We start from the raw sequence: 15,051 nt of genomic DNA on the forward strand, positions 1-15,051 counted from the left end.
GGGCTGGCCAAGATTCAATTCTTGATCTGATGAATTGTTCGCATGAAAATGTTCTTGTGAACACTTTTTCCTTGCCGCGATCTGGATCCCTGTGTCAATTTGCACACGAAATTAGCCACTCGATCCCATGAAAGACACCGTCCTCGATTCCTCCCCGACCACCGAACGTGCCGTCGAATACGCGATCTACAAACCGAACTCCCGCGGTACCGGTGGTGTGGTTCGGTTCGGCCTGAACAAGGCGAAGGCCTCGCTCTTTGTCGATGCAACCAACCAATCCGGTGAAAAGCAATTCGACTGGGAAAACAAGATCACCATGAAATGGGGCCTGTCCGATCTCGGTACTGTCATCGCAGTGCTTCAAGGCCGCGTGCCGCAGGCGAAGCTCTTTCATCAGTCGGAAAAGGCGAACAGTGCCTTCGAGCTGACACGCCAGGATGACCCGGAGCGCGCTCCCTATCTGTTGACGATTTCCCGTCAAAACTCCGCGGACAAAGCCCTGCGGAAAATCACTCTCCCCCTCAGCCACGGTGAAGCCGCCATTTTGGAAACCGCGTTGCAAACCGCGGTGACCCGGCTGATCGGATGGTGAGATTGCAACTGGCTTGACCGGTCGGATCCAACGGGTCCGTCCGGTCAAGTTCAGCTCACGGGTGCCTTAAGGAATGATATTCACCCGGTCGCCTGATTGGGTCATGGTGAAGAGTTTCTGCGCATTTCCCTCCGGCACGCGGATGCAGCCGTGCGATGCGGGGTAGTCGGGGACGTTGCCCTGATGGAGGCCAAAGTCGCCGCAACTGAGGCGTTGGAAATACGGCATGCTCGCATGATAGAGCGTGGATTTCCAAGCGGGGTATTTGTTGGTGATGACGTATTCGCCGGTGGGTGTATCGTGGCCCTTTTTGCCGGTGGAAACCTTGGTGGTGAAAATTTCGTTACCGACCGAGTCGAATACGTGGGCGCGTTGTTCCGACAGGCGGATCTCGATGCGGCGCTCCTCATGCAGGGGATCGCGGCCGAGGAACAGACGCATCATTTTGACGTCGTTGCGGCGGGAAGCGAAATTGATCGGCCAGATATCGGTGGCACGGGTGCGGACCTCGCTTTTCGCGCCGGCTCTCATCAGGTAACGGGCGGATTGGATCACTCCGGCGTCCGCGGCCAGCATGAGCGGCGTGACGTTGCGGTCGTATTTCAAGACCCAGCGCAGGACGCCGGGGCGGACGGATTTAAGGAAAGAGTTCGACACCGGGAGCTCGAATGGCGTGTTAGGATCGATTCCGGCATCGAGCAGAGCTTTCACCGTGAGATGGCAACCGGTGGCGATGGCGAGGTGCAGCGGTGTCTGGCCTTCCGGCAACCGAAGGTCCATATCAGCGCCGTTCTCCAGGAGAAACGCGGCGACCTTGTCCTGCTTCCGGCGGATCGCGGCGGCGAGTGGCGTGTCGAGCGACGGGATGCGGGTGACGTTCACCGGTGCCCCGCAGGCGACGAGCAGGCTGACCATTTCCAGATCACCGCGGGCCGCTGAGTGATAGAGGGCGTTGCCGACCGGATGGCCGTAATCGGTTAGCATTTTCACAAGAGTGGCGTCGCCGGCGAGCGCGGCTGCTTCAACCACACCAAGCGCTTCAGCATTGCGACTCGTCGCCCTCGCACCGTGCGCTAACAGGATGCCGGCTGTTTCGTGATTCCGGTTTTCAAAAGCCTTCCAAAGCCATTCGTCCCAGACTCCGCCGGGCGGTTTCGCACCGTGGTCGAGGAAGACCTGGAACATTTCCGGAGAGCTTTCACGGAACGCCCGTTCGAGCGGGGTGGGGGAATTTCCCGTCGAGTAACGGTGGTTCGGATCAGCGCCGACTTTCAAAAGCAGCGCGACCTGGCCGGTGTTTCCCGAGGAAATCGCCCGGTCTAACAAAGTGAATCCATCCACTCCAGCCGCATTCGGATCGGCTCCGGCGGCGGCGAGCTTGGGAACGGCATCGAGCCAACCGTTGCGGAAAGCCATCTGGATTGTTGTTTCCCCTGCGGCATTCGTGGCACCCGGGTCGGCACCGAGTTCGATGAGCGCGTCCACGAGATCGCGGCGCTTCACTTCCATGGCGACGTGCAGAAGGGGATTTCCGATGCGGTCCTTGAGATGGGGATCGGCACCGGATTTCATCATGGCTCGGACGAAAGTCAGGCGGCCTTCGCGGATGGCCCAGGGCAGGATTTTCTCGCCGTCCGGCATCAGGCCGTCGGTGCGGGCACCGGCTGTTAGCAGCTTCTCAACGATGGCGGTTTCACCGAGTTCGACGGCGATGCCAAGAACGCTGACGTGGTCGGCCGTGGAGGCGTTCACGTTCGCCTTGGCATCGAGGAGTTTGAAAACCGAGCTGATGTCGTGGTTTTCCAGCGCGATGCGCATGGGCGTTTTACCATTGGCGTCGCACTGTTCGGTGTGAACGCCGACATCGATCAGCCAGCCTGCGCGCTGCGTGTCGTGTTCGGAAACCGCTTGCAGCAATGCTTGTCCGGACGGCTCGATCCCGCGTTTGGACAACTCGCGGAGGCCGCGTTTCTGAGGAGTATCGCAGGAGACCAGCAACCCTGCGACGAGCAGGATCGGGCAGGCCTTGTAGAGTTTCAACCTCAGCGCGGGATTCACAGTGCCCGGCAGACTACTTAGCCATTCTTGAAATGCAAGTTCGCTGAAAGCGTTCTCACGGAATCGTCACCGGAACCGGTGGGTTCCAGCTTTTCCGCCACAGAGCCGCTTCGGGGATCCAGTGGCTGCCCTCACAGAATATCCCCAGAAGATGAATCCGTCTTAAGCCGGATGGCCGAAGCAGACGATCAGGCTGCCGCACAAAAATCGGCGGCGAGCGTGTGTCGCCGTTGGTCGCGGAGCGGACGGACGATCTAACGTTCCTTCAAGGACTCCGTTTCTTCCGTGGGATCAGCGAGTGCGCTGATCACCGCCGCATGGGATTGCAGCAATGCAGAGTAAGCTGCTTCCTGTGCGGCGCTGATACTACCGGTGCTGTAGGGATCCGGGCGGGCCTTCGCGGCTCGGTCCAAGGGCCGCAGCAGAGTTACCATGTCCTGCACTTGATCGACCAGTGCACGGTCCCCCTTGTCGGTATAGCGGAGCAGGTGTTCGATCTCGCTGCGGCAGGCTTCGAAACTGGTGCCGATGGCCTCCACTTCCGCCGGCAAGAAAGGAGTGTGGCCATGCTTGACGAGCCATTCCATTGGCTCGATGGCCCGCCGGAGTTCGCTCACCAGTACCGGCCGAATGACGAAGATCGGCCGGTTTCCGGCACCCTGAATGGCCAGCATTCTCGCGGAGTAGTGGAAAGGTGCCGCCTGACCGATCTCGGCGAGCCGGCGGCGGATAAAGCTGTTAGCCACGTATTGTCCCAGCGGCTGGGTGCCCGCCTTTTCGCGGATTTCCTGGAACTGGGCCGAAATTTTCCCGAAGGCATCGTCCCGCGACTTGGCGGATAGCTCAAGGAGCTGTTGGAAATTCGCAGCCAGCAGGACTTCGTGATCCATGAAAAACCGCGGGTTCTCCATCGCCAGCATGGATGGCAGATAGGTGGCTGCCTCCGCTGGCAGGATCAGGCGTTTGCCAGTGCCGGTGCCGTTGCCCACCGCCCTGAGCTGCTCCCAGAATCCGGTTGGCAGCTTGAAGGCGCCCGTCGCATCGACCGAGCCGATGATGGTGGCGTCCGGTTCGCGTCCGGAAATCGCCGCGCTGGCCAGCACCGCGGTGGCGGCGCTGATGGATTGTTTTTTCTTGGATACGAGCGACGCTTCCAGTTCGGGGCTGTCAATGTGGACGGTGCATCCCACAGGAAGCTTGCCGTGCTGTTGGAGAAGCACGCGGAGAACGGGACCTGTTAGCGGTGTGAGCTGGCTTCCTTCCGCCGGTTTCCCCATCACGATGGAAAACGGCGCTTTGGCGGCATTTCCCTCGGGCGCCGACTCTGCCGTCATGTGTAGCGGTGCCAGTGTCAGAGCCCACTTCGCGTTTTCGGATTTGTCCGTCTGTCTCCAGAGCGGAGTCATGACGGTGGCATTGTTCAGGAGAATTCCGGGCTTCGCGATCGGCACCTTGGGACCTTCATCGTCAGGAGATTTGGTGGCCAGCGTCACCTCTTCATATGCGGCGGTCGCCGGGATCCAATCTGTCCATGCGCCGCCCTCGCCTTTTTCGAGAATATCCTTCGAGCGGGGATCCTGCGGATCGGAAATCACCACGACGTCCTTCAGACAAGCCGCGAGGGCCAGCCCGTCGGGCCCGGCTTCGGGCGATTCCAGCCAGCCGATGGATTGCCAGATTCGCGCGCGGCTGTTCGCGGTTTTTTCCGTATCGGCGTCGGCATGGTGCTTCTCCTTTTCAAATGAATCGAGCAAGGCCCGGGCTTTCGTATTCGCAGGATCGAGGGCGATCGATAGGGCGAGCATTTGGGCTGCCCCGCGACGTTCCCGCGCGGTTCCACCGGCCATTCCGTCAGCAAGATTCGTGAGCTGTGCCGACAATTTTGCCATCGTATCGACGTCCAGCGGTACCCGGTCGCGGCGGAAAGCCACTGGTCCTTCCGCGGGCTGCGCGAAATTTCCGGCAATCAACGGAACTGCGGTTCCTGCCAGCAGCCATGCGATCATCAGCAAATGGAATTTTCGTTGAAACACTTTAAGTAATGTAAAGCAACCGATACGCCGACCCACAAGCGAAGATTGCAGATCCGTCACAGTTGCAGCAAAATCGAGCCATGCCCGACAGCATCCCGACCCACGAAACCCGCGAGGAAGTCATGTTCTTCGACACCGATTGCGGTGGCGTCGTCCACAACATCGCCTACCTGCGGATGATCGAAACCTGCCGCACCCGCCTCGCTGCCAAACTCGGAATGGATCTCCGCACCATGTCCGAAACCAGCATCTATCCGGTCGTGACCCGCACCGAGATCGACTACAAGCGCCCGGCCAAACTCGGCGACTGGCTCGTCATTCGCGGCCGCCTCGGTGAAATCACCAAGGCCCGATTCTGGTGCATCTTCGAAATGACTCGCGAGGCCGACGGCGCACTCCTCGTTAACGCCCGCCAGTCGCTCGCACTCGTTCAGATGCCGGAAGGAAAGCCTCTGCGCCTGCCCAAAGAATGGGCGGAGCAGTGGGGGTGAGTGTGCTTGCCGGACAGGTGGGCACGCCTTCCGCACCCGTTTACAAAAAACACGGGCACCATGCGGTACCCGTGTTGGGAAGTCAGGTCATGATCGACGTGCTAAGTTCTTAGCCGTCCTTCTGCTTTTTTTTCCGGTCCTCCTCATCTTTGGTTTCCTCGGAAGTGGAGGCTGGTTTGGCCTTCTTTCCTGTTGGTGAGGCAGTAGGTTTGGGTTGTGTGTTTTTCCGGGCGACCTGCGCCTCGGGTTTCGGAGCTTGTTGACGTTGCGGTTGGGCTTGAGTGGCCGGCTTGCGCTCGGTGTGTTGAGCCACAGGTTGGTGATTCATCTTGCGGTCGGGAGCCGCCGAGGATTCGCGATTATCGTCAGGATTCTTTGCCTTCTTCTTTTCTGACTCCGGCTTGCGTTCCGGAGCTGGCTCGGCTTTGGGTTTTGGAGCGGGAGTTGCCTTGCGTTCAGGAGTTGGTTCAGCCTGCCGTTTTGGAGCGGGCGTTGCTTTGTGTTCCGGAGTTGGCGAGTCCTGACGATTTCCTTCGGGCTTGGCCTTTCGCTCAGGTGTTGGATCAGCTTCATGTTTTGGCGCGGGCGTTTCCTTCCGTTCGGTGTCTGGATTGGCTTCACGTTTCTGGCCGGGTTTGGTTCGGGTTTCCTCGGCGGGATTGGATTTCTCTTTGGCACCGGGTTCACCCTTGGTTTCGGTGTTTGGATTGGCCTCACGCTTCTGGCCGGGCTTCGTCCGGGTTTCTTCGGCGGGATTGGATTTCTCTTTGGCACCGGGTTCACCCGTGGTTTCGGTGTTTGGATTGGCCTCACGCTTCTGGCCGGGCTTGGTCCGGGTCTCCTCGACGGGTTCGGATTTTCCCTTGCCACGAGGCTCTCCCTCACGATCGGCGTTTTCCTTCGTCTTCGGTTTTGCCGGATCCTCGCGGTCGGCTTTCGCTACTTTGCCATTCTTGCCGGATGGCTCGTCAGCTTGGTCCTTTTCAGACATCCGTGGCTGCAATCTTTCCGGCGGTCCACCGTCTTTGTCGGAGCGATCGGATTTCCGTGAGGCAACCGGCGAGCGGTCGATTTTCTGGCGGGTCACCTGGCCTTTGTCGTTGTCTCCGCCTTTCGCACGGTCGCCGGTGGTTTCAAGTTGCTCACGCTCCTTGCCGAATTTGCGGATTTCCTGTCTTTGTGAGACGAAACGTTCGCGTTCTTTCTGACCAACCGCTTGGAAACGCTGATCGCCTTCGCCGTGTTTACCTACGACCCGGTCGAAACGATCGGCCACGCCGAAATCCCCACGGGCACGATCCTCTTGAGAACGGTTGTTCAACTCAGCCCAAGTGCGGGGCGGGCGGGCATCCGCATGATCGCGGCGGTATTCGAAATATTCTTGGCGGTGGCGGTCCCAGTTCCGGTCGTTACGGTTTTCCCAGCGATAGTGCGCATAGATCGGATCATAACCGCGGTAACCGGAGTTATAGGAATATGAGGCGAAAAATCCACGGTCGCGGTATCTTGGTTCATAGTAGTCGCCGAAGTAATAGTGGCCGTAGTTGGGTCTGAGGAACAGATGGTTCGAGAAGACGGAAAGGGCGATCACTGTTAGCGGCGAGTAGTAGAAGTCGGGACGCGAAATATAGGCCCGGTTGAAATGAACCGGTGCGAAAACGACTCCGCGTCGGGCGACCGGATAGTCCCAATAACCGTCCACATATACATAACCGCGATGGGTCCACCGATAGTAGGCAGGCGTCCACGCCCAATTTTCGCGGGCCTCGACCCAATATCCGGCCCGCCAAGCGTAGCGGTCGTTCCGATAGGCCCAGTTGCCTGGAATCCATGTCTGATTGTCGGAAGCGGCTACGATGTTAGGTCCCGATTCGACACTGCGTGGCGGCTCGGGCAGATAAGAAACCGTGGCGGCTTGCTCATCCTCCCAGTAGCCTGAAGTCCATTGGTGCCGACCTTCGGTTTCGGCCCAGTAACCGGGAACCCATTCGCGGCCCGGCGGCAGATTCCGCCAAATGCCACTCACCCATAGAAAGTCGTTTTGATCCTCATCCCATGCCCAATACCCCGGAATCCATGCGACATTGTCTCCGACCGGCCGTTGTTCAGGCGGAACTTCCTCGATCAGCGCGGGCGGCGCTTGGTCGACTATGATCCCTGCTTCAGGATTGAAACTGACGGTTCCGGCGAATGCCTCATGCACCGGCCCCCGCGTCAGGACTTCGGCTCCGGGTGGGTTTTCGGCTTGTTGGGCAAATCCGATGCCCGAGCCGAGTATCGTTGCTCCCATCGCCATAGCGGCGAGGGCTCTTGTTATACTATATTGATGTGTATTCATCTTGTGTCATTGGTTGGCTTTCTCAAATAGAGACGGGAGGGTCCGCTGATTGATTCAATATATTCCTCCATGGAGAATGGATTCGCAAATCAATCGCGATGGATTCGCGAATTGCGCGATTTCAACGCACATTGCACGACGCTCCGGAACGGTCGTCATGTCCCGGCGGACGCGAGCTGATAGATGATGGGCCCGCTGCGGGGCATTTGTCTTACGCCATCGGCACTTCGCTCGCCGCGGCATCGGCAAGCGGTTCGTCACGATCCCCCCAACTGCGCCAGCCTTCTTTCAATTCGAGGGCAGCCCACTTGGCGAGCATGGGGAAGAACGTCAGCATGTTGCCGCGGTTCAGCTTGAAGCCGGGAATCAGGCAGCGGTTGCCGCGGTTCGTCATTCCTAACCGTCCTTCCTTGCGACGGCGGCGCGCGATCTGCGCGAAGCGGCGGTTATAAGTGCCCATCAGCGCGGCGAAAATTTTTCCGCTCGGCGGAGAGAACGGCGGATAGTGGAGGGCGGTTTCCCCGGTGTTGAACGGCACCTCGACGACGCCCCAGTAGTAGAGTCCGAGGTCCATGTTAAAGGCCAGGCTCATGAGGTCGTATTCGCCCATGTATTCGTACTTGTCCTTGTAGAGCGAGGTGAACCAACGGCGATGGCTGATGGAAAAATCACGGTTATACTTTTCGTAAGTTTCCGCCGTGTTCATTCCCTTGCGCTGTTGCGTGATGAGATTGGCCGCGCTGCTGGTGGTGAAGGAGATCCAGTCCATGCCCGGACTGTAGAACGGGTCCATGAATGCGGCGGCGTCGCCTACTAACACAAATCCGTCACCGGCGAAGGTGGTGCTGTAATAGGCGAGATTTTTCCGCCAGAGCTGGTCGTCCTCGTGGTAAGTCGCATCGACGAGCATTTCCTTTCCAACAGGGTGCTCCATCAGGAACGCCTTCACCCGGTCGCCGATGCTGCCGCCGTCTTTCGGGAAATCGACAAGACGTTGGTCCCATACGACACCGACGCTAACATCTCCCCCCTTGAGAGGAATCCACCAACTCCACCAGCCGTCGCCGATGATGTGGTTCGTCGCGGTATTGCGCATGCCGTAAACCGCCTTCGACCATTCGGGAAATTTCAATGCCAGCTCGCGGCTGTCCCAATCCTTCACACCGCTCCAACGCGACCAAGCCGCCGCGGTTGGATGCTCGGTGTTGGATTTCCACCAGCCTTCCTTGCGAGCCAACATGGCGGCAAGTCCGGAGCCATCGACGACCCAGCGCGCGGTGACGGTCTGCCGCTTTTCACCGTAGCGAACTTCCATCGTTTGTTCGCCGCCGGGGTTGAGCTGGATTTTCGAAACGGTCGCAGGGCGTAAAATGGTAGCTCCGGCCTCAACCGCGCGACGCAGCACTTCCTCATCGAAGGCCGCGCGGTCGAGTTGGAAGGACGGGATTCGTGATAGATATTTCGCACCGAGTTCGCTGGCCTCGTCGAGCGATTTCACCTGATCGTTCTTGAACCAAAAGCGTAGACCCTGCTTCACGAGATGGTTCTCGTTGAGATATTGCGTCATTCCTAACACCCGGCACATGAAGAATCCGCTGATTTCCACCGTCGCCTCGCCCACCCGGCGGGTGAGCTTCTCCGTTTTTTCCACGATGAGCACGCGGATGCCGGGATTCTGCCGGATCAACAGCGTGGCCGTGGCCGCACCGGAAAGCGCGCCGCCGATCACGACGACGTCGTAGCTCGCGGTTTCGGGAAAACTCTCGGAATTCATTGCAGCGATATTTCGCCCGATCCGGCCGAAATGCAATCCCCGCAGTCAAACAAGCGGTTGCGTGGAAATCGGGATTCTTGCACAGTGCGCCCGCATGCCAGCCACTGAAGCCACGACTTCCGCCGCAGAACATTGGGACGCCATCATCATCGGTGGCGGCCCGGCCGGTTCGACGGCGGCGTCCACTCTGGCGATGGCGGGACGGCGTGTGCTGGTTTTGGAAAAGGCGAAATTCCCGCGCTTCCACATCGGTGAGTCACTGCTGCCCTATAACCGCAAAATTTTCGACGATCTCGGCGTCTGGGAAAAAATCGCGGGCGCGGGGTTCACGAAAAAACGGGCCGCGCAGTTCGTCATGGGCAACGGCTCGCGCGCCAACCGTTTGGATTTTTCCAAAGGCTCGTTCACCGAATACCCGGAAGCCGTGCAGGTCGAGCGGGCGAAATTCGACGACATTCTGCTCCACCATTCGCGGGAAAAAGGCGCCGCAGTCCGCGAGGAAAGCACCGTAATCGAACACCGCGTCGAAGCGGACCGCGTCGTGATCAAATACCGCGCGGTGGACGGATCGGAACACGAAGTGACCGCGCCTTATCTGATCGATGCCAGCGGCCTGACCAATTTCACCGCGAACCGCGAGTCGTTGCGCGAATATTATCCGGGCCACAAGAAGATCGCGATCTTCAGCCACTTCTCCGGCATCGACATGCCGACCGGCGAGGAGGAAGGCGACATCCTCATTGTAAGGCGCGAGAAATCGTGGTGCTGGCTAATTCCGTTAGCTCCGGACAAGACCAGCGTCGGCCTCGTCATTGATGCCGGAGATTTCAAAGCGCTGGGGAAAAAACCGCAGGAAGTTTTTGATGAAGCGATGGCGGACACCCCGGCGATCAGCAAGCGCTTCGGGAACGCGCGGATTTCTGAGGAAATGCACGTCGTCGCGGATTTCTCCTACAAGAACGAGACGTTGGTTTCCCCGCGCGTCATCCGCGTCGGTGATTCCTCGGGTTTCATCGATCCGATGTTTTCCAGCGGAGTGCTGTTAGCCATGACCAGCGGCCAGCAGGGCGCGCGGGTCATCCATGAGGCTCTTGAGACCCGCAAGCCCCTAACCGCCGGCATGAAGCGCTACGAAAAAGACAACCGCAAGCGCATCGCCATCTACTGGGAGTTCATCGACAATTTCTACAAATTCCACTTCGCCCAAATTTTTTTCCAGCCCTACAACCGTTGGGGACTGGTCTGCTCGATCAACGCCGTGCTCGCGGGCCGCACGACCCTATCCTTCGCCGTCTGGTGGCGCCTGCGCGTCTTTTTCTTCCTCGCCTGGTTGAACAAACACATCCCGGTGGCGAAGCGGATCAAGGTGAGTTGAACAAGGCGATTCCGCCACGTTTTGCCTTGAAAGCTTGGGCAGGGAAGACAACTTGGGAGGATGAATCCAAACCCAAGTTTCCTAACCGCCATTTTCGCCGCGGCCTGTTCTTTAACCACTGCCTTCGCGGAAATCCCGACGGCGAAAACCTCTCTCTTCAATGGCAAGGACACCGCAGGTTGGGTTTCCTTTCTGAAAAACAACGCTCCGGCGGATCAGACATGGTCCGTGAAAGACGGACTGCTTGTCTGCACCGGCTCGCCAGGCGGATTTCTGCGGACGGAGAAAAGCTACGAACAATACAAGTTCACCGTGGAATGGCGTTTCACCAAACCCGGCAATACCGGCGTCGTCGTCCACATGACGCCGCCCGACGCGGTCTGGCCGAAGAGCATCGAGTGCCAGGGCATGAACAAGAGCCAGGGCGATTTCTATCTCTGGTCCGGTGCCACCGCCGCGAACACCACGCCGCTGAAGGACAAGGAAGGCAAGATCTTCGGCTACCGGATCGGCCGTGCCGGAGAAGACGCGGAAAAACCTTCCGGTGAATGGAACACCTTCACCGTCATCTGCGACAAGGACGCCGTGACCATCTTCGTCAACGGCAAGGAAGTGAACAAACTCACCGGCGCGAACCTAACATCCGGCTTCATCGGTCTTCAGTCCGAGGGCGGCGCCTTCGAAGTGAAGCAGGCGGTGATCGAGCCGCTTTAATCAGTTAGCCGGCGCCTTCCAGATCAGCCGCACCGCGTCGAGCCGGACACGGGCGTTTCCGATGACGGAAGCGAGTTCCGCTTCGCGCAATTCGAGCATGGTGATTTCCTCCGGATTGATGTGGTCGTTCACCTCCGACAAATCCCGCAGGCGGGCAATGGCAGCGGCCATTTCGTCGCGCATCTGTGCCATCGCGGTGCCGATGATGTCATGGCTCCTCCCGCTCCCGAGCTGGCGGGCATGATCGAGCATGGCGGGCAGGAACGAGCGTTTCACTTTTTCATTCCGTAGCAATCCGGCGGCATCGCCTTTTCGCAGTGGAGGCCTTTCGAATACAGGATTCGTCGAGTGATCTGTGCCCTTGTGATCAACCATGATTCGAAGCGGGGTTTGTGGCAAAAACCGCTCGACGTGCAGCTCCGCCGGAGCCACGCATTCCACCACCAACCAGGCTTCCAAAAGGATCGTTTTTTCGCCCGGCGAGTCCCACACGGCGAAGGAGGCGTTGCCGGCTTCCGAACCTAACATGAGGTCCAGCGCGCCGCGCACCATCGGATGATCCCACGTGAGAAACGCTTCCTGCTCGCGTTCCAGCGCGCGTTGACGATCGAATGTCACGGTCATCCCCTCATGCGGCAGTGCGGGGAACGCATCGGATTTCAAATTCCCCGGCAGCAGGAAATAACGGCGCGGCCCGTGGTCCTCGATGTGCAGGCCCGAATATTCAAACAGCCGTAGCAAAAAGTCCTCGAAGTCCGCGCTCTCGTCCCACTCGCGGATACGTTTCACCAGCCAAGCCGATCTTTCGGGCCGATGAGAACTTCGTTCTAGCAGACGATCCTGCCCGTGTGCGAGTCGTTCCGAAATCTGCTTCCGGCAAGCGAGTGTTTTTTCAATCAGCTCGTCGATGCCTTCGCGTTCACCGATCGCTTCCTCCAGATCGAAGCGCAGCTCGCGCTGGATTTCCGCCGCGCCGGGAGGGCTGGCGCGGAAGGCATCCAGTCCTTCCTCCAGCCAGCGCACGCGAACTTCATCGCCACTCCCGGGTTGATAGGGAACATGCACCTGGATCGTCCCACGCTGGCCGATGCGGTCGAGTCGTCCGATCCGTTGCTCCAACAGATCCACGTCCTCCGGCAGATCGTAGAGAACGAGGTGCCGGGCGAATTGGAAGTTCCGTCCCTCGCTGCCGATTTCCGAGCAGACCAGAACCCGCGCGCCTTCCTCCTCGGCGAAAAACGCTGCGTTGCGGTCGCGCTGGAGCAGTGAAAGATCTTCATGAAACAAGGCTCCAACCACGCCCGTGGTATCGCGGAGCTGTTCAAGAACCTCTTCCGCAAGTTCGCGGGTGCGGGTGATGACGAGAATTTTTTCTTCGGCCAGTTTTGCTAACAAATCGCAAAGCCATTTCAATTTGTCGTCCACCGGAGCAAGGCGTGGCTCGCGCTCAGGAAATCCACCGAGTTTGGTCCGCGTATTGCGGAACATCACGCGGCCGACACCGAAGCTGTCCAACAGATCGGAAATCAATCGCTCGCGGGCGTCCGGTTTTCCATCGATCAAATCCCGCACCCTGTTTTCCAAACGTCCGCGTCCGGCGACGAATGCTTTCAGTGTTTCGTCCGGCATTTTGCCAACTGCCAGAGCTTCGACGAAATTCGCGACCTCTTCATAATGTTGGGTTTCCTCGCGGTATTTTTCCAAATCCGAATGTCGCTCCGGGTCCAACAGCTGAAGCCGCGCGAAGTGTCCTTCCGGTCCGAGCTGTTGAGGCGTGGCAGTTAGGAGAAGCAACCCCTCCGTGATCTCCGCAAGGCCGCGCACCATTTCGTAGGCTGTGCCGGGATTGCCCGGCGACCATTCGAGGTGGTGTGCCTCATCAACGACGAGCACATCCCATCCCGCCTCGCGGGCCTGTGCCGCGCGGCGTTCGTCATTCGCCAGGAAATCCACCGCGGCGAGCACCCATTGGCTATCGATGAAGGGGTTGCATTCGGGATCGCCATACTCGATGGCCTCGCAGCGCTCCTCGTCGAAGATGCTGAAGGAGAGCTGGAAACGTCGCAGCAGCTCCACGAACCATTGATGCACCAGCGGCTCCGGGACGAGGATGAGCACGCGCTGGGCCCGGCCAGTTAGGATTAGGCGATGCAGGATGAGGCACGCTTCAATGGTTTTTCCGAGTCCCACCTGATCCGCTAACAAAACTCTGGGACGCGGCCGGTTCGCCACCTCATCTGCGATGAAAAGCTGGTGAGGAATGAGATCCATCCTCGCCCCAGCCAAGCCGCGGATCGGCGCGCGCCGCATTTCCGCGCGCCGGCGGAGAGCTTCGCCACGCAGATCGAAATCACCCAGCTCGTCGAGCTTGCCGCCGAAGAGTCGGTCCTGCGGCTTGCTGAAGCTGATGGAGTCGGAGAGTTCGGCTTCCTTGGTTTCGCCGGAGCCGGTCTGATAGATGAGCAGTCCGTTCTCCTCCCTGACGCTGAGCACCTCCATTTCCTCGCCGGAGTGGACCTTGATCCTGTCACCGGGCAGGAATTTCACCCGTCGCAGCGGCGCGGTGTCGGTGGCGTAGCAGCGCATCTCCCCAGCGGCGGGAAAACGGATGTCCACGCGACCGCCGCCACTGGCCGTGATGATGCCGAGACCGAGTTCCGGCTCGCTGTCGCTGACCCAGCGCTGGCCGCGCGTCCACGTGTTTTCCATCCTGCCTTGCTCCACCATTTTACCCAAACGAACTGCTTTCGGGAAAAAAGGGAAGCGCAAAGCCTGTGCTCCAAGGCATCTGGATTTTGGAAGACCAACCGAATGGACGTCGAAGAACACAGACTGCGCCGGATTCGGGTCAAACCGGTGCAAATTCGCCATTTGCCTGTGTCGTTCAGAATCGAGTCCGCAACCCGGCACGGAGCGCTTGGCTGTGGACGATACGTTGCCTCACCTTCAAGCCATGGAGAGCTTCCTCATGATAGTTGCCAGTCACGATTTGGAAAAAAGCTCCTGACAAAGCATGCAGCGCTTTCCGTCACATCCACGAGCGGTGCAATATTCGCGGCCGTAGAAGATGATCTGAAGGTGGAGCTTGTTCCACGTGTTGCGCGGGAAGAGCTTTTTCAAATCGCGCTCGGTCTCGACGACGTTTTTTCCGGAGGTGAGTTTCCAGCGCGTGGCGAGGCGGTGGATGTGGGTATCGACAGGGAACGCGGGGACTCCGAAGGATTGTGCCATCACGACGGAGGCGGTCTTGTGGCCTACGCCGGGAAGGGCTTCGAGCGCGGCAAAATCCTGCGGAACCTCGCCGCCGTGTTTTTCTACCAGAATTTTCGAAAGCTCGGAAATGGCGGCGGACTTGCGGGGTGATAGACCGCAGGGACGGATGATCGCTTGGATTTTTCCCAACGGAACATGCATCATGTCGTGCGGGTTGTCGGCGAGTTTGAAAAGGGCGGGTGTGACCAGATTGACGCGGACGTCGGTGCATTGCGCGGACAGCAACACGGCGATCAGCAAGGTGTAGGGATCCTTGTGGTCGAGCGGAATCGGCGTTTCCGGATAGAGTTCTTCGAGCCGCCGCCGGACGTGGTCGGCGCGTTGTTGCTTGAGCATGCGCGAGTGTTTCGCGTGAAGGACGGGGATGCAAGGCGGGGCAAATTTTTGAGAGACGGAAAAAATC

The 15,051-nt window shown here is 59.1% G+C and carries 10 protein-coding genes; 4 read left to right on the top strand and 6 right to left on the bottom strand.

The window, feature by feature from the left end; all coding sequences use genetic code 11:
• Positions 1 to 127 precede the first annotated feature (127 nt).
• Complete coding sequence (locus ABIQ96_RS00410; RefSeq protein ID WP_348212547.1) at positions 128 to 592, top strand: hypothetical protein; 465 nt, start codon at positions 128 to 130, stop codon at positions 590 to 592.
• Positions 593 to 658: 66 nt separating this feature from the next.
• Here the strand turns inward: ABIQ96_RS00410 and ABIQ96_RS00415 are convergent, their stop codons facing one another.
• The gene (locus ABIQ96_RS00415; protein WP_348212548.1) at positions 659 to 2,632 is read right to left on the bottom strand and encodes an ankyrin repeat domain-containing protein; all 1,974 of its coding nucleotides are present in this window, start codon (positions 2,630 to 2,632) and stop codon (positions 659 to 661) included.
• A gap of 272 nt (positions 2,633 to 2,904) precedes the next feature.
• A complete protein-coding gene (locus ABIQ96_RS00420; RefSeq protein ID WP_348212549.1) occupies positions 2,905 to 4,656 on the bottom strand; it encodes a hypothetical protein in 1,752 nt (583 codons plus the stop codon).
• 107 nt (positions 4,657 to 4,763) lie between these two features.
• Here ABIQ96_RS00420 and ABIQ96_RS00425 point away from each other — a divergent pair, with 107 nt between their 5' ends.
• Positions 4,764 to 5,174, top strand: a complete 411-nt coding sequence (locus ABIQ96_RS00425) for a thioesterase family protein (protein WP_348212550.1) — start codon at positions 4,764 to 4,766, stop codon at positions 5,172 to 5,174.
• A 109-nt stretch (positions 5,175 to 5,283) separates the two neighbouring features.
• On the opposite strand, the gene ABIQ96_RS00430 is transcribed toward ABIQ96_RS00425, so the two are convergent.
• Complete coding sequence (locus ABIQ96_RS00430; RefSeq protein WP_348212551.1) at positions 5,284 to 7,512, bottom strand: hypothetical protein; 2,229 nt, start codon at positions 7,510 to 7,512, stop codon at positions 5,284 to 5,286.
• A 211-nt stretch (positions 7,513 to 7,723) separates the two neighbouring features.
• Entirely contained in the window at positions 7,724 to 9,286 is a 1,563-nt protein-coding gene (locus ABIQ96_RS00435) for an NAD(P)/FAD-dependent oxidoreductase (protein ID WP_348212552.1), read from the bottom strand.
• A gap of 94 nt (positions 9,287 to 9,380) precedes the next feature.
• Here ABIQ96_RS00435 and ABIQ96_RS00440 point away from each other — a divergent pair, with 94 nt between their 5' ends.
• Entirely contained in the window at positions 9,381 to 10,661 is a 1,281-nt protein-coding gene (locus ABIQ96_RS00440) for a tryptophan 7-halogenase (protein WP_348212553.1), read from the top strand.
• A gap of 60 nt (positions 10,662 to 10,721) precedes the next feature.
• On the top strand, positions 10,722 to 11,375 hold the full coding sequence (locus ABIQ96_RS00445) for a DUF1080 domain-containing protein (protein ID WP_348212554.1): 654 nt from the start codon (positions 10,722 to 10,724) through the stop codon (positions 11,373 to 11,375).
• Here ABIQ96_RS00445 and ABIQ96_RS00450 read toward each other — a convergent pair whose 3' ends face one another.
• Positions 11,376 to 14,084 (bottom strand): helicase-related protein, encoded by a 2,709-nt coding sequence (locus tag ABIQ96_RS00450; protein ID WP_348212555.1) that lies wholly within the window; start codon positions 14,082 to 14,084, stop codon positions 11,376 to 11,378.
• 273 nt (positions 14,085 to 14,357) lie between these two features.
• Positions 14,358 to 14,984 (bottom strand): endonuclease III, encoded by a 627-nt coding sequence (nth, locus tag ABIQ96_RS00455; RefSeq protein WP_348212556.1) that lies wholly within the window; start codon positions 14,982 to 14,984, stop codon positions 14,358 to 14,360.
• Between the last annotated feature and the right edge of the window lie 67 nt (positions 14,985 to 15,051).

The organism is Luteolibacter sp. (assembly GCF_039920825.1).
GTDB lineage: Bacteria > Verrucomicrobiota > Verrucomicrobiia > Verrucomicrobiales > Akkermansiaceae > Luteolibacter.

Coding starts and splice junctions, on each gene's coding strand:
- ABIQ96_RS00410 (WP_348212547.1), top strand. CDS start 128: ATGAAAGACACCGTCCTCGATTCCTCCCCGACCACCGAACGTGCCGTC.
- ABIQ96_RS00420 (WP_348212549.1), bottom strand. CDS start 4,656: ATGATCGCATGGCTGCTGGCAGGAACCGCAGTTCCGTTGATTGCCGGA.
- ABIQ96_RS00425 (WP_348212550.1), top strand. CDS start 4,764: ATGCCCGACAGCATCCCGACCCACGAAACCCGCGAGGAAGTCATGTTC.
- ABIQ96_RS00430 (WP_348212551.1), bottom strand. CDS start 7,512: ATGAATACACATCAATATAGTATAACAAGAGCCCTCGCCGCTATGGCG.
- ABIQ96_RS00435 (WP_348212552.1), bottom strand. CDS start 9,286: ATGAATTCCGAGAGTTTTCCCGAAACCGCGAGCTACGACGTCGTCGTG.
- ABIQ96_RS00440 (WP_348212553.1), top strand. CDS start 9,381: ATGCCAGCCACTGAAGCCACGACTTCCGCCGCAGAACATTGGGACGCC.
- ABIQ96_RS00445 (WP_348212554.1), top strand. CDS start 10,722: ATGAATCCAAACCCAAGTTTCCTAACCGCCATTTTCGCCGCGGCCTGT.
- ABIQ96_RS00450 (WP_348212555.1), bottom strand. CDS start 14,084: ATGGAAAACACGTGGACGCGCGGCCAGCGCTGGGTCAGCGACAGCGAG.
- nth (WP_348212556.1), bottom strand. CDS start 14,984: ATGCTCAAGCAACAACGCGCCGACCACGTCCGGCGGCGGCTCGAAGAA.